Genomic DNA, 16,065 nt, shown 5'->3' on the forward strand with positions numbered 1-16,065 from the left:
ATACCTATGTCCGCTTATTTGCAAGGAACAGATCTGGCCGCAAAAGACAAGGCCGCCACACCGGTGCCGGCGCCAGCCAAGCCTGTCGCCAACAAGGCCGTGACCATCCACACCCTGGCCACGCTGCGCGCCGCCGGCGAAAAGATCACCATGCTGACCTGCTATGACGCCAGCTTCGCGTCCCTGATGGACCGCTGCGGCGTGGAGATCCTGCTGATCGGCGATTCGCTCGGCATGGTCTGCAACGGCCACAATTCCACCCTGCCCGTCACCGTGGCCGAACTGGCCTACCACACGGCGTCCGTCGCGCGCGGCAGCAAGTCGGCCATGATCATGTCCGACCTGCCGTTCGGCGCGTACGGCACACCTGAAACAGCCTATGCGAACGCCGTCATCCTGATGCAGGCTGGCGCGCACATGATCAAGATCGAAGGCGGCGCCTGGCTGGCCGAGACCGTGCGTTTCCTCACCGAGCGCGGCATCCCCATCTGCGCCCACATCGGCCTGACGCCGCAATCCGTGCACCAGCTGGGCGGCTATAAAGTACAGGGCAAGAGCACGGAAAGCGCGGCCGAACTGAAGAACGATGCGCTGGCGCTGCAAAATGCGGGCGCCGCCATCGTGCTGATGGAAGCGATGCCGACGCAGCTGGGCAAGGAAGTGACGGACATGCTGACGATACCGACGATCGGCATCGGCGCAGGCCCCGACTGCTCGGGCCAGGTGCTCGTCATGCACGACATGCTGGGCGTCTTCCCAGGCCGCAAGGCGCGCTTCGTGCGCAACTTCATGGAAGGCGCCGCCAGCATCGACGACGCCGTCACCGGCTATGTGAAAGCCGTCAAGGATGGCAGCTTCCCGGCGCTGGAACACTGCTTCTGATCCAAGTAACCCCCATAAATTATTGTGATTTCTGACTTCCATAACCGGCACTCTGCGGCGTTGACCACTGCTCGCACTGCGTCGCGGCGGACGCCTTGCATAGCATCCGGCTATGTTCGTCATAATTTCACAATAATTTCCTGAGGATTACTTAGCCTATTGAGGCGATATCGCCCCGGTACTTGCCGGGGCGATTTTTTTTTCGCGCAGCGTTTCTGTCCGTACAAACGCCACCTCCAATCCAAAGAACTGTCCTATGCGGTTCAGCGTCTGGATGGTTGGATTGCCCTTGCCACTCTCGATTTCCTTGATGACCTTCGTGCTCACGCCCCGGTGCGTCGCAAACTCTGCCTGCGTCATGCGCGAGATGGCGCGCATTTCCTTGACGGCATGCTGTAGCGTGACGGCGCCTGCTTCAATGGCTTCGTAAAGCACCGCCCTGCGCTGCCGCAGCTCCTCCTTGTCAACGGTCTTTTTGGTACGCGCCATGTCAGTGCTCTCCCAAGGCCTTGAGCTGTTCGATCTGCCCGGCTATATGTGGCCGAAGGAAAGCAATGATGTCATCATCCACGCCTGCCTCCTGCATATGCTGTTCCAGCGCAGTCAGTTGCTGGGCAAATCCATATAACGCGAGGCGAACCTGCTGGCGCTCGACGTCCATCATGCCGATCGTAGCCAGTATCGTCGTCCAGTCATGCAGCTCGTTTTGAGTATCCGGGTGATACCAGCGCGCAGCGCGTGGTATGCCATCCGGGTCCAGATACATCGGTGCAAAATCGAACAGCGGCGTGAGGCGCACCTCGGCACCCACTTGCTGTACCGCCGTATTGCGTGCGTGATTATCGGTATTGCGCATGGCTAGGTTCAAGATATCGCGTTTGAGAAATTCAATGGTTTCCGCAGTCTTGTCACTGACGACGGCGCGCAGCGCCTGCAATAATACAAACTGGCTGGGCGTGGCTTCAAAGCCAACGATACCTGCCAGCGAAGCGGCGCTTTCCTGATGCAGTCGCAGCACTTTTCCATCGCGGATGCGGCGGTCAAAACGGGGAATGAACAAGGTATCGTCCTGGTAGCGCAGTTGGCCTTCGGTGCGCAAGCCCATCGCGCGCGCCACAGTCATGTATGCGGCTTCATTTCTCAATACCTTGGCGTCGCTGGCGGTCTTTCCGCGCGGACGCTTGACGATGAAATGTGCAGCCGCATACTTGTCCGCCAGAGCGCCATCGGCATGCCAGAAACCAGCATGGTCGGTGGTCAGCAGATATTTCGGTGCCGCTCCTTGTACCCCCAGACTGCCAGCGGCCAACATGCTATGCATCAGCATGCGCTCATTGAAGGCATCGCCGCGACCTATAATCTCCTCCAGTGAAAAGCCGATCTGCGGCTTGCCCTTGTCGTGGCGATTCATATGGTGTGCGTAGTACTGCACGGCCTCGGCGATGCGCACGCGCCCGACTGGATTGAATGCACCGGCACACGCAAGCGGAAAATCGGCAGCCGGACCATCGGCCAGTTGAAGCTGCCCAAGCAGATATGTCCGGCCGCTTCCCTGGGGAATCAGGTCAAAGATAAAAGCTGGCCATTGCGCCAGCTTCTGCATTTCTGCCGTGACGGGGAACCGCAGCGAGACAGGTCCACTCTCAAGCTTGAAGAAGGCATAATCGAGGTCATACTCGAACAGGGTACCGGTGCGTGGATTGCCGCCTGCAGGATCAAGCAAAGTCAGCGATGCGCAATCGTGCCACGCATCATCATGAAAAATTTGAAAATGGCAGTGCATGACGGCTCCAATTGGATCTTATAGTAGCTAATTGTGTTCAGTTTATCCTTAAATTAGCACTTATACGATCCAAATTTTTAAAAAATACATCGCCATGAAAATTTTAATAGATCCTAAAAGAACTATTTTAAGCCATTAACACCATAAATTAGTCCTTTTAAGTTCTATTTTAAAAATTATCCCACCTGTATCCACGTCGTCTTCAATTCCGTGTACTTGTCCAGCGCGTGCAATGACTTGTCGCGCCCGTTGCCCGACTGTTTATAACCGCCAAATGGCACGGTGATGTCATCGCCATCGTACTGGTTGACGTGCACGGTGCCCGCACGCAGGGCGCGCGCCGTGTGGATGGCCTTGGTGATGTCGGACGTCCACACGGCCGCCTGCAAGCCGTACGGCGTGGCATTGGCCTGCTTCACCGCTTCGGCGATATCCGTAAAGCCCAGCACGGACAGGACAGGGCCGAAGATTTCTTCGCGCGCGATCGTCATGCCCGCATCCACGCCGAAGATGGTCGGCTGCACATAGTAGCCGCCCGTCTCCGCGCGCACGGCCTCGCCGCCGCCCAGCAGCTGCGCACCCTCTTGCTTGCCGGAAGCGATGTAGCCCATGACAGTCTTCATCTGCGTGGCGTCGACGATCGCGCCCATGACGGTGGCTTCGTCGAGCGGATCGCCCGGCTGGAAGCGGGGCAGCATGGCCAGCGCCTTGGCGATAAATTCTTCCCTGATCGATTCTTCCACGAACAGGCGCGAAGGCGCGTTGCAGCTTTCGCCCTGGTTGAAGAAAATGGAACCGACGGCGGCCGCCACGGCCTTGTCCAGATCCGGGCAATCGGCGCACACGATGTTGGCGGACTTGCCGCCCAATTCCGTCCATGCCCGTTTCAAATTCGACTGGCCCGCCATCTGCACGATCAGTTTCCCTGTGCGCGTGGAACCCGTAAAGCCGATGCAATCGACGTCCATGTGCAGCGCCAGCGCGGCGCCGGCCTCGTTGCCGTAACCTGGCAGCACGTTGAAGACGCCCGCCGGCACGCCCGCTTCCAGCGCGATGTCGGCCAGGCGCAGCGCCGTCAGCGGCGATTTTTCGGACGGTTTCAATATCACGCTGTTGCCGGCCGCGAGGGCGGGAGCGATCTTCCAGGCGGCCATGATCATCGGATAGTTCCACGGCACGATGGCGGCGACGACGCCCACCGGTTCGCGCGTGATCAAGGCCAGGCTGTTGGCGGGGGTCGGCGCGATTTCATCGTAGACCTTGTCGATCGCCTCGCCATACCAGCGCAGGCAGTTGGCCGTGGCGCCCACGTCCACGCTCTGGCTGTACTTGATCGGTTTGCCCATGTCCAGGGTTTCCAGCAGGGCCAGTTCGGAACCGTATTTCTGCACCAGGTCGGCGAACTTGATCAGCACGCGCTTGCGCTGCGCCGGCGACTTGCCTGCCCAGCGGCGGTCGTCAAAAGCGGCGCGGGCGGCCTGCACAGCCGCATCCACATCCGCACCATCGCAGCGGGCCACCTGCCCCAGCAAGCGCCCATCGATGGGCGACAGATTGTCGAAAGTCTGGCCGGATGTGGCCCAGGCACGCTCGCCGTTGATTAAGGCGCGGCCATCGATCGTGAGCGCTGCGGCCCGCGCATGCCAGCTGGTGTTTTCCGTCATGGTCGTCTCCTGCAAGGTGAAAACGCCAGCTTACTCCTAAGTAGGGCGTAATAAATTATTGTTATTTCTGACTTCCATACCCGGCGCTCTGCGGCGTTGCCCGCTGCTAGCAGTGCTCGCACTGCGTCGCAGCGGGCGCCTTGCAGAGCATCCGGTTCTGTTCGTCATAACTTCACAATAATTTCCCACGACCTACTTAGTCTTCCAAATACGCTGCGGACAGTTGCTTGCGGCGTCTGCGGTCGGCGCGCGCCAGCATCACGGCATACGCGATCACGGCGAGCGTCACAACGAGGATCGTCAGCGCGGCAATGGCATTGACGCGCGGATCGAGCCCCAGGCGCGCGCGCGAGAAGATCACCAGCGGCATCGTCGTCGAACCGGGGCCGGACAAAAAGGCCGAGAGCACCACGTCGTCGAGCGACAGGGTAAACGTCAGCAGCCAGGCCGACGCCAGCGCTTGCGTGATGTTCGGCAGGGTCACGAGGAAGAACACCTGGTGCGCGCGGCAGCCCAGGTCCATGGCCGCTTCGGCCAGCGATTTACTCATCTCCTGCAGGCGCGATTGCACCACCACGGCCGCATACGCCATGCCCAGCAGGGTGTGGCCGAGCCAGATGGTCAGCACGCCCCGTTCGGGAAAACCGAAGACTTTTTGCATGGACACCAGCATCAGCAGCAGGGACAGGCCGATGATCACTTCCGGCATCACCAAGGGCGCGCTGACCATGGACGAGAACAAGGTACGGCCACGGAAGCGCTGGTAGCTCGTCAAGGCAAAGGCGGCAAACGTGCCGAGGATGACAGACGAGGTGGCCGACATGAAGGCGATCTTCAGTGACAAACCGAAGCCCGAGATGATCTCCGTATCGCTCATCAACTCGCTGTACCAGCGCAGCGAAAAACCGCTCCACACCATGTCCTGGCGCGAGCTGTTGAACGAAAAGACGATCAGCACGATGATGGGCAGGTAGAGGAACAGGTAGCCGAGCGAGAGCCAGCCGCGGCCGAACCAGCGCTGCAGGAAAGTACGTCCGTTCATGTGCGCTCCTCCGCGTCCTGCTCCGTCTTGTATTTGTTAAAAATCGCCATCGGCACGAGGATCAGCAAGACCACCAGCACCGTCACGGACGACGCCATGGCCCAGTCGTTATTGGTGAAATATTCATCCCACAGCACGCGGCCGATCATCAGGGTTTCCGGGCCGCCCAGCAGCTCGGGAATCACGTATTCGCCCACGGACGGAATGAATACCAGCATGGCGCCGGCGATGATGCCCGACTTCGACAGGGGCACGGTGATGCGCCAGAACGCCTGCAAGGGCGTGGCGCCCAGGTCGGCCGCCGCTTCCAGGTAGCGCATGTCCATTTTCACCAGGTTGGCGTACAGGGGCAAGATCATGAACGGCAGATAGGCGTACACCATGCCGACGACCAGCGAGAACGAGGTATTCATCATGTGCAGCGGTTCGCTCACCACGCCCAGCGCGATCAGCAGGTCATTGAGCAAGCCGTGGTTGGCCAGGATGCCCTTCCACGCATACACGCGCAGCAGGAACGAGGTCCAGAACGGCAGCATCACCAGCATCATCAGCACAGGGCGGATCGACGGTTTGGCGCGCGCCATGAAGTAGGCGAACGGGTAGCCGATGAAGAGGCAAATGGCCGTGGTAATCGCCGCGTATTTGATGGAGCTGAGGTAGGTGAGCAGATACAGTTCATCGGCGGCGATGAACAGGTAGTTGGCGATTTTCACCTTCAGCACGACGATGCCGTCGACGTACGACAGCAAGCCGCCGAACGGGCTGCCCGCCGTGTCCATGTCGGACAGGCTGATGCGCAGCACGATCAGGAAGGGCACGAGGAAGGCGGCCGCCAAGAACAGCGACGGCACGGCGATGACGGCGTTACGCCCTGTGACCCAACGCAGGGTGACCAAGTTACGCAGCGATTGCAGGAGGGACGTCATGATGGCCTCAGCTGGTCAGCACGACGATGTCGGCGCCATCCCACCACACCCACACGCGCTGTTCACGCTCGAGGCGCGCGGCGTCGTGGCGGGCCGCGTTGGTGCGCGACACCTTCACCACCGTGCCGCTGTCGAGGCGCACGTGGTAACTGGTTTCATTGCCAAAATACGCCATGGCGACGATCACGCCCTGGGCGCAGTTGTAGCCGTGTTCCTTTGGTGACGCGCGCTCCTCCAAAGCGGGTGGCGCGATCTGGATGCCGATTTTTTCGGGGCGCACGGCCACCGAGACATCCATGCCCAGGTTGCCCGTGATGCCGTGCGAAACATAGTGCTCGCCATCGGGCGTGGCGATCACCACGTGATCGGGTTCGTCCTGTGTGATGCGGCCGTCGAACAGGTTGACGCTACCGATGAAATCGGCCACGAAACGGCAATTCGGCGTTTCATAGATTTCGCCGGGAGCGCCCACCTGCAGGATGCGCCCTTCGCTCATGACGGCGATGCGCGTGGCCATGCTCATGGCCTCGTCCTGGTCGTGCGTGACCATCACGCAGGTGACGCCCACTTGCTCGATGATGTTGACCAGCTCCATCTGCGTGCGCTCGCGCAGTTTCTTGTCCAGTGCACCCAGCGGCTCGTCGAGCAGCAGTAATTGCGGCCGCTTGGCCAGGCTGCGCGCCAGCGCCACGCGCTGCTGCTGCCCGCCCGACAGCTGATGCGGCTTGCGCTTCGCGTATTGGCCCAGTTGCACCAGCGCCAGCATCTGCTCGACCCGCGCCGCCACTTCCGCTTTCGGCAAACCGTCGCGGCGCAGGCCGAAGGCGATGTTGTCCCACACGGACAAATGCGGGAACAGCGCGTACGACTGGAACATCATGTTGATGGGGCGCTGGTGCGGCGGCACATCGACGATGCTGTTGCCCGCCAGGGCGATGCGCCCCGACGTCGGCGTCTCGAAACCGGCCAGCATGCGCAGCAGGGTCGACTTGCCGCAACCTGAACTGCCCAGCAGAGCGAAAATCTCGCCCTTGTTGATCGTCACGGAAATATCATTGACGGCGCGCATGCCATCGAATTCCTTGACTAGTTGATCAATCAGCAAGAAAGGCGCTGGGGCGTCACTGGCCGACGCGGCTGGTGTTGCTATCGTCATGTGGATGCTTTGGGTAAGTGGCTGTCAAAATGAAAAACTGGCCGCTACAAAGAGCGGCCAGGATGGAAGTTTAGCGGAACTGCCGCTTATCGGGTCTAAAAATTGTACAGATGTCGATAAAAACCCAACAGCAGAGACTGGGGTCGTACCCTCGGGGTACGACCCCGGCCCTTGCGTTTGGGTTCGACGATAGCTACACCCACCCCTTCGCCTGTACATCCGCATACGTCTTGTCCAGGCACACCCGTATCAAGCCCACCATTTCATCGATCTGCGCGCGCGTCATGACCAGCGGCGGGGCGACGATCATGCGTTCGCCCACGGCGCGCATGATGACGCCGTTGTCGAACATGTGGCCGCGGCAGATCATGCCCACGCCCTGGCCCTCGTCGAACAGCTCGTTCTCGTGCACGGTGGCGCCCTTCTTGCGCACCAGGTTCAGGCCCGCGACCAGGCCACAGCTGTCCGCATAGCCGACCAGCGGGTGTTCGCCCAGGCTGGCGAAGCACTGCTGCAGGTACGGTCCCGTATCCTCGGCCACCTTGGCCACCAGCTGCTCTTCCTCGATGATGCGGATGTTTTCCAGCGCCGCCGCGCAGGCGACGGGGTGGCCCGAATACGTAAAGCCGTGGGTGAATTCGCCACCCTGCTCGATCAGCACCTTGGCGACACGGTCTCCCACCAGCACGCCGCCCAGCGGCACATAGCCCGAGGTGACGCCCTTGGCAAACGTGATCAGGTCGGGCTTGATGCCGAACAGTTCGGAGCCGAACCAGCGCCCCAGGCGGCCGAAGCCGCAGATGACTTCATCGGCGATCAGCAAGATGCCGTACTTGTCGCAGATGCGCTGGATTTCGGGCCAGTAGGTCGAGGGCGGAATGATGACGCCGCCCGCGCCCTGCACCGGTTCGCCGATAAAGGCGGCCACCTTGTCGGCGCCGATTTCCAGGATTTTATCTTCCAGCCAGCCGGCCGCCTTCAGGCCGAACGCTTCCGGTGTCAAGCCGTGGCCCGACTCCAGATAATTGGGCTGGCCGATATGCGCGATGCCCGGTATCGGCATGCCGCCCTGCGCATGCATGCCGTCCATGCCGCCCAGCGACGCTCCCGCCACCGTGCTGCCATGATAGGCGTTGTGGCGGCTGATGATGGTGTGGCGCTCCTTGTAGCCGAGGATGTCCCAGTAGCGGCGCACCATGCGCAAATTCGTGTCATTGCCTTCGGAACCGGAACTGGTGAAGAACACGTGCTGGAACTGCGGCGGCGATATCTGCGCCAGCTTGGCGGCCAGCTGCGCGGCCGGCACGTTCGTCGTGCCAAAGAAGCTGTTATAGAAGGGCAGCGTTTCCATCTGTTTGTACACGGCTTGCGAGATCGACGTGCGGCCGTAGCCCACGTTCACGCACCACAGGCCCGACATGCCGTCGACGATCTTCTTGCCCTGGCTATCCCACAGGTAGACGCCGTCGCCGCGCACCATCACCCTGGCGCCCTTGCTTGCCAGATCTTTAAAATCGGTAAATGGATGCAGGTAGTGGGCCGAGTCCATCTGCTGGATGGCGTTTGTATCGTACACCTGCGGCGCCGCGTTTTTCTGCGCCACGGAGGCAACCAGGGCGGCGCTTGGCGCCAGCGGATTATTGGATGTGCTCATTGAGATCCTTTCTTAAACGTGGAGCAGAAGATGTTCGCGCTCCCACGGGCTGATGACGGTCATGAACTCCTGGTGCTCGAGGTCCTTGATGGCCGCATACACGTCGATGAAGCGCTCGCCCAGCACCGTGCGCAGCTTGTCTTCCGCGCGCAGCAGTTGCAGAGCCTCGGGCAAGCCTTGCGGCAATTCGAACTTCATGTCGTAGGCGCTGCCCACCATCATCGGCGTCGCTTCCAGCTGCTCCGTCATGCCCAGGTAGCCGCAGGCCAAAGTGACGGCCAGGGCCAGGTAGGGATTCGCATCGGCGCCGATGATGCGGTTTTCCACGCGGCGGTCCTGCACGCCCGATTCGGGCACGCGGAAGCCCACCGTGCGGTTGTCCAGGCCCCACTGGATGTTGATCGGCGCGGCCGTGTGGCGCACGATGCGGCGGTAGGAATTCACATAGGGCGCGACGATAGCCATGGCCGACGGCATGTAGCGCTGCAAGCCCGCGATGTAATGCTTGAAGATGGGCGCGGCCGAGCCGTCCTCATTGCTGAAGATATTCAAGCCCGTCTTCGCGTCGACGACGCTCTGATGCACGTGCATGGCGGACCCCGGCTCGCCCGCCATGGGCTTGGCCATGAAGGTGGCATACATATCGTGTTTCAGGGCCGCTTCGCGCAGGGTGCGCTTGAAGAAGAAGACCTTGTCTGCCAGGCCCAGAGGATCGCCGTGCAGGAAGTTGATTTCCATCTGCCCCGCGCCGATTTCGTGGATCAGAGTGTCGACGTCAAGGTTCATCAGTTCGCAGTAATCGTAGATATCCTCGAACAGGGGATCGAACTCGTTGACGGCATCGATGCTGTACACCTGGCGGCTCGTCTCGGCCCGGCCGCTGCGCCCGATGGGCGGTTTCAATGGCAAGTCCGGATCCGTGTTTTTCGCCGTCAGGTAGAACTCCAGCTCGGGCGCCACGACAGGTTTCCAGCCCTTGTCCGCATACAGTTTCAGCACGCGCCGCAGCACGGAGCGTGGGGCGAAATCGACCAGCGCGCCGTCGGCAAAATAGCAGTCGTGGATGACTTGCGCGGTGGGATCGGTTGCCCACGGCACCATGGTGATGGTGGTGGGATCAGCCTTCAAAATCATGTCGCGGTCGGTGCTGGAAATGGCGCGGTCGTAGCCGCCATCGTCGACCGGGTAATTGCCCGTCACCGTCATGCCCAGTACCGCTTCCGGGATGCGCATGCCGCGCTCCTGGGTGAATTTCCCGCGCGGCAGGATCTTCCCCCGCGCCACACCCGTCAAGTCGGGGACCAGGCATTCTATTTCCGTGACGCGCTTTTCATTGAGCCACAAATCCATGTCCGTATAAGTGAAATTTTCGCGTATTGCCATGTTTCCCTCTCGCTGGTCTTGATCAAACGCCGCGTGCTACGCGTGCGGCGCGCCGGTCATTCTTTCTTTCGGTGCTGCTGTTCCTGGTAATCGCGGCATGCCTGGCCGAAGGCGCCAAACAGGCGCATCGACTGCGGGTTGTCTTCCACCTGCCACTCGGGGTGCCATTGCACGGCCAGGGCAAAGCCGGCGGCGCTGGCCACGCTATACGCCTCCACCAGGCCGTCGTCGGCCAGCGCTTCCACCAGCAAGCCATCGGCCAGCCGCGCCACGCCCTGGCCATGCAGGGAATTGACCATCATTTCGCTCTCGCCGCCCAAGAGGCGCGACAGCAGGCCGTCGGGCATCAGCTTGATGCGGTGCGCGGGCCCGTACTGGCGCTCCAAAGGATCGAGCACGTTCTCGCGGTGGTCCTGCATGCCCGGCACCGCATGCACGGCCTGGTGCAGGCTGCCCCCCAGGGCCACGTTGACTTCCTGGAAGCCGCGGCAAATGGCGAGCAGGGGCAGCTGGCGCGCCAGCGCGGCGCGGATCAGGGGCAAGGTGGTGGCGTCGCGCGCAGGGTCTTGCGGCAGGTCGGGATGCAGGATGTCTTCGCCATACAGGCGGGCGTCGACGTTCGATGCGGAACCGGTCAGCATGACGCCGTCGGCGGCGTGCAGCGCCGCTTCCAGGTCCGCGTCCGCGCCCAGGGCGGGCAGCAGCAGCGGCATGCAGCCGGCGCCACGCAGCACGGCGTGCAGGTATTTGTCCTGCGCCATGTGCCAGGCATGGCTTCCAAGCTGGCGCTGGCAGGCGGGAACGAGAACGACGGGACGGCGCATAGAGCTTCCTCGCTGGCGTGACGATCCAATGACAGCGCCATGACAGCGCTGCCGCTCGCTTCACTGTACAGCAGAGCCGGCAGGGGCGGCCACACCGATGGGCATGGCCAGCGATGGCACACATCGCCTACACTACGGCTTTGCAATATTGCTCTTGATAAAATCATCATATGCCCGTCCGGCGCCAAACACCAGCGCCGCAGGCAAAGTCCCTTACTTTCCCATGCATCCACACCGTTTTTCAGCCTTTTCAAGCACCTTTTTCACCCCGAGGGGGCAGCCATGAAGAGCATGCCATGGCGCGACTTCTTCGCCCTCGTGGTCAGCATCGGCGTGGTGGGCCTGGGCCTGGGCGCCACCATGCCGCTCACCGCATTGACCCTGCACCAGCGCGGCGTGGGCACGGACATCATCGGCATGATCACGGCCGTCAGCGCCCTCGGCATCCTGGCCGCATCGCCATTCGTTTCGCGCTGGGTGGGGCGTTTCGGCGCGCGCGCCACCATGCTGGGCGCCGTGTGGATGGCATCGCTGGCGACGATCGCCATGCAGTGCACCGACCATCTGCTGGCGTGGAGCGTGCTGCGCTTCCTGTTCGGTGGCGCCATGGGCGTGCTGTTTACCATCGGCGAGGCGTGGGTGAACCGGCTGGCGCCCGACAATTCACGGGGCCGTGTGGTGGCCATGTACACCACCAGTTTTACGTTTTTCCAGCTGATCGGCCCTGCCCTCGTGGCGCTGTTCAACGACAAGATCAGCTGGAGCTTCGCCGCCTGCGGCCTGCTGTTCTTGCTGGCCGTGCCTGGATTGATGCTGATCTCGAACAGCGGCCCGGAGAGGGAGCCGGAGGAACATGGCGTGAAGTGGCCCCTGATCCTGCCGCGCATGCCGATGATCGTGCTCGGCGCCGCCTTCTTCGCCCTGTTCGATACGCTGGCATTGAGCTTGCTGCCGCTGTACGCGATGGAGCACGGCATCGGCACGGACCTGGCCCTGCTGTCGGCCACCGTGGTGCTGGTGGGCGACACGGGCCTGCAATTCGCGCTGGGATGGATGGCCGACCGCTACGGCCGCGCCAAAGTCCACGCGGGCTGCGGCGTGGCCGTCTGCCTGCTGCTGCCGCTGCTGCCGTTTGCCGTCGGCACGCCATGGCTGTGGTGGACCTTGCTGCTGTTGCTGGGCGCGGCGGCGGGCGGCATCTACATGCTGGCGCTGGTGGCCTGCGGCGAACGGTTTACGGGCCTGTCGCTGACCAGCGCCAGCGCCATCGTCAACGCCACCTGGGGCGTGACAAGTGGCGGCGGCCCCCTGCTGACGGGCGTCCTGATGCAATCGGTGGGCGTGAACGCCCTGCCGGCCGTGATGTGGGTATGCGCCGCCATTTTCGTCGGCAGCGCCGTGTGGGAACGCAGGAAGGGGATCGTTTAACCCGCTACTTTTTTTCCAGCCGCTGCCGCAGTTCCTCGGCCACCGGATAGTCGGGATAGGCCTGCCGGAACGCCGTCCACTCCTCGCGCGCCAGTGCGTCCTCGCCGGCCTTGAGCAGGGCGTCGATCTTCACCAGCCACACGCCAGCGTCGAGTTTTGCGGCCGGCGGCAGCGGCGCGGAGCGGGCCGCGACGGGCGCGGGCATGGCCAGCGCGCGCTGCACGGGTGCCTGGCGCTGCAGGCTGGACTGGGCCTGCATGGCCGCTTGCTGCTCCATCGCCTCACTCATCGCCGTGGCAGGCGCTGGCGGCGGCGGTGCTGGCGGCGCCGGTGGGGCCACTGCTACCGCCTGCGGCGTGGGAAACGAGGCTGGCGCCGGCGGCGCTGGCTTGGCTGCCATTTTGGCCATGGCGCGCGGCGCTGGCGCAGCTGCGGTCGATTCGGCAGCCTGCGGCACTGGCGCCGCTGCCGGCACCACCTCCTGCGTGACCGGCTCCCCCACCACAGGAAATTGCGCCGGCTTCGAGCCGAACCAGTCCACGCCGATCAGGTTCACGGTCAGCAGCACGGCTGCGGCCAATCCCAGCGGAACGCGCCAGCGCTGCAGGTAGTCCGGTGATTTCTTGGCCGGCAAGGTGCGCAGCACGCCATCGGCGCTGTCGTTCGCGGCTGCCGGCTGCTGCAAGGCTTTTTCCGCGTCCGCAAGAATGGCCGCATCGAGCGCGCTGGAAGGCGCAGGCTGCGGCAGGCTGGCCAGCAGCGCGTTCAACTCCTCGTCAATCGGTGCGTCGTTCGGTTTGTCGTTATCTTGATCGTGCGTATTCATGCCTGTCCTCCCGCGCCAGCGGCGCTGTCCAAGCCCGCGCGCAATTTCTGCATGGCGTAGCGCAGCCGGCTCTTGACGGTTTCCGCTTCCACCCCCGTCACGACGGCGATCTCGAGAATGCTCATGCCGCTGAACTGCTGCAGCACCAGCGCTTCCTTCTGCTCCACCGGCAGCGCGGCGATGGCCGCATGCAGCAACGCATGCTGCTGTTTCTGCTCCAGCGATTGCGGCGGCGATGCGCCCTCGTCCGCCAGTTCGCCCACAGCGTCGATTTCCTGTCCTTCCCGCTGGCGCAGCAGGTCGATCAGGCGGTTGCGCGCGATCTGGTACAGATAGGTGCGGAACGCCGCCTGCGGCTGGTAGCCGGCGCGCGCCGCATGCAGGCTGGCCCACGCATCCTGCACGATCTCGTCCACCCACGCGCGGCGCGGCGAACGCCAGGCCACGAAGCGGTACAGGCCCTGGCTGTGGCGTCGGTACAGTTCGCGAAACGACGGCAGGTCGCCGGCGCTGTAGCGCAGCATCAGGTCTTCATCCGTCGCGGTCATCAGGGTGTCGGGCATGCGGACCAGTGTAGCCGAACTACGCGGCAGCGGCAATTTCACTACGCCGTCAACGTGCAGTGGGTGCATAGCTGATGCGGCGCACTTCACGGATCTGTCCTTCCTTGAGTGCCCCTTCCACCAGTTCATAGCCGAGCAAAGCGAAGACCCGGCCCTGCAGGAACAGGGGCCGCGCATTGCCATACCAGTCCACGCAGGACGCGCGGCAGCCGTCGTCTGGCGCCTGGCCCGGCCGCGCCGCCAGCGCGCCCAGTTCGGTCAATGTCAAACCGCTGTTGCGCAAGTAGAGCACGGAGGCGGATGACTTGTTAAGGCCAGGCCGCTCATCCACGCCCAGGATGGGCAAGCCGATCACGCCCTCACCGGCCGCTTGCGGCTTGTAGAAAAAGCCGTGGCTGCGCGACTCGCCCTGCGCCGCGTCGGCGCGGATGTAGCGCGTGGCAATCGCCGCCTGCGCCCCCAGGCCGATGGTGCTGAAGTGCAGATCCCTGCCCTGAGCGCCGATCACCACGGCGTCATTGCCCAGCGCCTCGATGCGCTCGACGCCATGCGGCAGGGACAAGGCTTGCACGCTGCCCGCATCGGCCCAGCGCACGGCGTACAGGGGCTGGCGCGGCCAGGCCTGGTCCGCCTTGCGGCGTCCCGGATTGCCCGGATTGCCGTACAACAGATAGGACCCCACATAGCGGTTCTGCAAGCCGTAGCCGCCGCCACCGGGCAGCGGCTTGTAGCTGCTGGCGGGCGCGCTGTCGCGGCCATCGGAAAACGACGCCAATGGCACGCGCAGCAGGGCCATGTCGCCACGGCCCCGCGCGCCATCCCACATGGCGTCGCCCTGGCCTTCGGCGCGCAGCAGCACGTTCAGGTGGCCATCGCCACTTTCCAGGAACGAGAACTGGTCGACGGGCGCGCCGGCCACCTTCAGGGCGCTGGGCGCGCTGCCATCGAGGGGAATGCGGAACACGCCCGAGTCACTGCCGCGCCGCGTCGTCCACACGAAAACGGATTCGCCCGACACATAAAATACGCGGCCCTGCGGCCCCATCACGGCCGTCGCTTCGCAGCGCATGTCGCGTTGCGCCAGGTCGCACACGGTGACCGTGTGCAGAGTCAGGCCGAAGCCCGTTTCGGGTTCTTCATCGGTACGGTAGATGCGCGTGGCCGGGGCGATGCGCTTGAAGTCGGATGGCACGGCGTCAGGACGCCAGCGGCGCAGCGCAGGAAAGCCGCCGAACGGGTCGCCCCGGCGCAAGTTCAGCGACAGGGGCGAATAGAACACCAGTTTGCCGCTGACCAGGCGGCTCGCGTAATTGCGCGACGAGTAATAATCGTTGGAGCGCAAGTGATAGGTGGAGCGGTAGGCCAGCTTGCCGTTCGCATCGATATCGAACAGGCCGATCTCCGTGCCGCCACGGCTGTAGCTGTAGCCGATCACCACGACCGTGTCGCCATCGATCAGCATTTCGTCATACCAGCTGCCGGAAGGATCGCTGCCCGGCGCGAACGCGTCGAGCGAAGACACAGGCTGCAGGGCATTGCCCCCCACCTGCACGGTGAACAGCTTGCCGCGCCGGAGCATCACCAGGTGCTTGCCATGCAGCTTGACGATACCGCCTTCGTCCACGCCCGCCGTCTGCACATTGGTAACGGATTCCGCCGCTTCTGCCGATGGCGCGGGGGCCGCCTTGGCCGCCATCGGCGCGGGAGGGGCGGGAGGAGCCGACATGGACTGCGCCGTGGCGCGCTGCAGTTTCTGCTGCTGCAGCAGCAGGGCCGCCTGGCGCGCCTGCAACTGCTGCAGGTAGCTGCTCAAGGCCTGCTCGCTGGCGAACGGCGCCAGGGTCTTGCGCGGCGCCGTGCCGGCGGCGTGGCTGCCTGCCGACAGCAGCAGGGACAGTGTCAATGTGATCTTGAGGGCGCTGGACATCGCTTCT

General features: G+C 63.2%; 14 protein-coding genes. 2 read left to right on the forward strand and 12 right to left on the reverse strand.

Features of this window, described 5'->3' with window-relative positions; all coding sequences use genetic code 11:
* Positions 1–6: 6 nt before the first annotated feature.
* Positions 7–882, forward strand: coding sequence for a 3-methyl-2-oxobutanoate hydroxymethyltransferase (gene panB / locus V3C40_RS09185; protein WP_175444471.1), 876 nt, complete (start codon positions 7–9; stop codon positions 880–882).
* A 156-nt stretch (positions 883–1,038) separates the two neighbouring features.
* Here panB and V3C40_RS09190 read toward each other — a convergent pair whose 3' ends face one another.
* From V3C40_RS09190 to V3C40_RS09230, 9 genes are all read right to left on the reverse strand, one after another.
* A complete protein-coding gene (locus V3C40_RS09190; protein ID WP_034746036.1) occupies positions 1,039–1,371 on the reverse strand; it encodes a helix-turn-helix transcriptional regulator in 333 nt (110 codons plus the stop codon).
* A 1-nt stretch (position 1,372) separates the two neighbouring features.
* On the reverse strand, positions 1,373–2,665 hold the full coding sequence (locus V3C40_RS09195; RefSeq protein WP_331777228.1) for a type II toxin-antitoxin system HipA family toxin: 1,293 nt from the start codon (positions 2,663–2,665) through the stop codon (positions 1,373–1,375).
* A 176-nt stretch (positions 2,666–2,841) separates the two neighbouring features.
* Entirely contained in the window at positions 2,842–4,329 is a 1,488-nt protein-coding gene (locus V3C40_RS09200) for an aldehyde dehydrogenase (RefSeq protein WP_331777229.1), read from the reverse strand.
* Between the two features lie 196 nt (positions 4,330–4,525).
* A complete protein-coding gene (locus V3C40_RS09205; RefSeq protein ID WP_034746027.1) occupies positions 4,526–5,371 on the reverse strand; it encodes an ABC transporter permease in 846 nt (281 codons plus the stop codon).
* A complete protein-coding gene (locus V3C40_RS09210) occupies positions 5,368–6,297 on the reverse strand; it encodes an ABC transporter permease subunit (protein WP_034746024.1) in 930 nt (309 codons plus the stop codon). Before V3C40_RS09210 ends, V3C40_RS09205 begins: the two co-directional genes overlap by 4 nt.
* A 7-nt stretch (positions 6,298–6,304) precedes the next feature.
* Positions 6,305–7,453 carry an ABC transporter ATP-binding protein gene (locus tag V3C40_RS09215; RefSeq protein ID WP_331777230.1) on the reverse strand — a complete coding sequence of 383 codons (1,149 nt, stop codon included), beginning with the start codon at positions 7,451–7,453 and terminating at the stop codon, positions 6,305–6,307.
* 193 nt (positions 7,454–7,646) lie between these two features.
* On the reverse strand, positions 7,647–9,107 hold the full coding sequence (locus V3C40_RS09220) for an aspartate aminotransferase family protein (protein ID WP_331777231.1): 1,461 nt from the start codon (positions 9,105–9,107) through the stop codon (positions 7,647–7,649).
* 12 nt (positions 9,108–9,119) lie between these two features.
* Entirely contained in the window at positions 9,120–10,490 is a 1,371-nt protein-coding gene (locus tag V3C40_RS09225; protein WP_035822563.1) for a glutamine synthetase family protein, read from the reverse strand.
* A 56-nt stretch (positions 10,491–10,546) separates the two neighbouring features.
* Positions 10,547–11,314: a gamma-glutamyl-gamma-aminobutyrate hydrolase family protein gene (locus V3C40_RS09230; RefSeq protein WP_331777232.1), complete on the reverse strand. Its 768-nt coding sequence runs from the start codon at positions 11,312–11,314 to the stop codon at positions 10,547–10,549.
* A 282-nt stretch (positions 11,315–11,596) separates the two neighbouring features.
* Here V3C40_RS09230 and V3C40_RS09235 point away from each other — a divergent pair, with 282 nt between their 5' ends.
* Positions 11,597–12,742 carry an MFS transporter gene (locus tag V3C40_RS09235; RefSeq protein ID WP_331777233.1) on the forward strand — a complete coding sequence of 382 codons (1,146 nt, stop codon included), beginning with the start codon at positions 11,597–11,599 and terminating at the stop codon, positions 12,740–12,742.
* Between the two features lie 4 nt (positions 12,743–12,746).
* Here V3C40_RS09235 and V3C40_RS09240 read toward each other — a convergent pair whose 3' ends face one another.
* The 3 genes from V3C40_RS09240 to V3C40_RS09250 form a co-directional block, all read right to left on the reverse strand.
* Positions 12,747–13,568, reverse strand: a complete 822-nt coding sequence (locus V3C40_RS09240) for a hypothetical protein (RefSeq protein WP_331777234.1) — start codon at positions 13,566–13,568, stop codon at positions 12,747–12,749.
* Positions 13,565–14,116 (reverse strand): sigma-70 family RNA polymerase sigma factor, encoded by a 552-nt coding sequence (locus V3C40_RS09245; RefSeq protein WP_331777235.1) that lies wholly within the window; start codon positions 14,114–14,116, stop codon positions 13,565–13,567. Before V3C40_RS09245 ends, V3C40_RS09240 begins: the two co-directional genes overlap by 4 nt.
* A gap of 64 nt (positions 14,117–14,180) precedes the next feature.
* Complete coding sequence (locus tag V3C40_RS09250) at positions 14,181–16,058, reverse strand: beta-propeller domain-containing protein (RefSeq protein ID WP_331777236.1); 1,878 nt, start codon at positions 16,056–16,058, stop codon at positions 14,181–14,183.
* Positions 16,059–16,065 lie beyond the last annotated feature (7 nt).

The sequence above is a fragment of the Janthinobacterium sp. LS2A genome, assembly GCF_036543145.1.
Lineage (GTDB): Bacteria > Pseudomonadota > Gammaproteobacteria > Burkholderiales > Burkholderiaceae_D > Janthinobacterium > Janthinobacterium aestuarii.

Excerpts from the sequence above, each read along its gene's own strand:
- panB (WP_175444471.1), top strand. The coding sequence starts at position 7 with ATGTCCGCTTATTTGCAAGGAACAGATCTGGCCGCAAAAGACAAGGCC.
- V3C40_RS09190 (WP_034746036.1), bottom strand. The coding sequence starts at position 1,371 with ATGGCGCGTACCAAAAAGACCGTTGACAAGGAGGAGCTGCGGCAGCGC.
- V3C40_RS09195 (WP_331777228.1), bottom strand. The coding sequence starts at position 2,665 with ATGCACTGCCATTTTCAAATTTTTCATGATGATGCGTGGCACGATTGC.
- V3C40_RS09200 (WP_331777229.1), bottom strand. The coding sequence starts at position 4,329 with ATGACGGAAAACACCAGCTGGCATGCGCGGGCCGCAGCGCTCACGATC.
- V3C40_RS09205 (WP_034746027.1), bottom strand. The coding sequence starts at position 5,371 with ATGAACGGACGTACTTTCCTGCAGCGCTGGTTCGGCCGCGGCTGGCTC.
- V3C40_RS09210 (WP_034746024.1), bottom strand. The coding sequence starts at position 6,297 with ATGACGTCCCTCCTGCAATCGCTGCGTAACTTGGTCACCCTGCGTTGG.
- V3C40_RS09215 (WP_331777230.1), bottom strand. The coding sequence starts at position 7,453 with ATGACGATAGCAACACCAGCCGCGTCGGCCAGTGACGCCCCAGCGCCT.
- V3C40_RS09220 (WP_331777231.1), bottom strand. The coding sequence starts at position 9,107 with ATGAGCACATCCAATAATCCGCTGGCGCCAAGCGCCGCCCTGGTTGCC.
- V3C40_RS09225 (WP_035822563.1), bottom strand. The coding sequence starts at position 10,490 with ATGGCAATACGCGAAAATTTCACTTATACGGACATGGATTTGTGGCTC.
- V3C40_RS09230 (WP_331777232.1), bottom strand. The coding sequence starts at position 11,314 with ATGCGCCGTCCCGTCGTTCTCGTTCCCGCCTGCCAGCGCCAGCTTGGA.
- V3C40_RS09235 (WP_331777233.1), top strand. The coding sequence starts at position 11,597 with ATGAAGAGCATGCCATGGCGCGACTTCTTCGCCCTCGTGGTCAGCATC.
- V3C40_RS09240 (WP_331777234.1), bottom strand. The coding sequence starts at position 13,568 with ATGAATACGCACGATCAAGATAACGACAAACCGAACGACGCACCGATT.
- V3C40_RS09245 (WP_331777235.1), bottom strand. The coding sequence starts at position 14,116 with ATGACCGCGACGGATGAAGACCTGATGCTGCGCTACAGCGCCGGCGAC.
- V3C40_RS09250 (WP_331777236.1), bottom strand. The coding sequence starts at position 16,058 with ATGTCCAGCGCCCTCAAGATCACATTGACACTGTCCCTGCTGCTGTCG.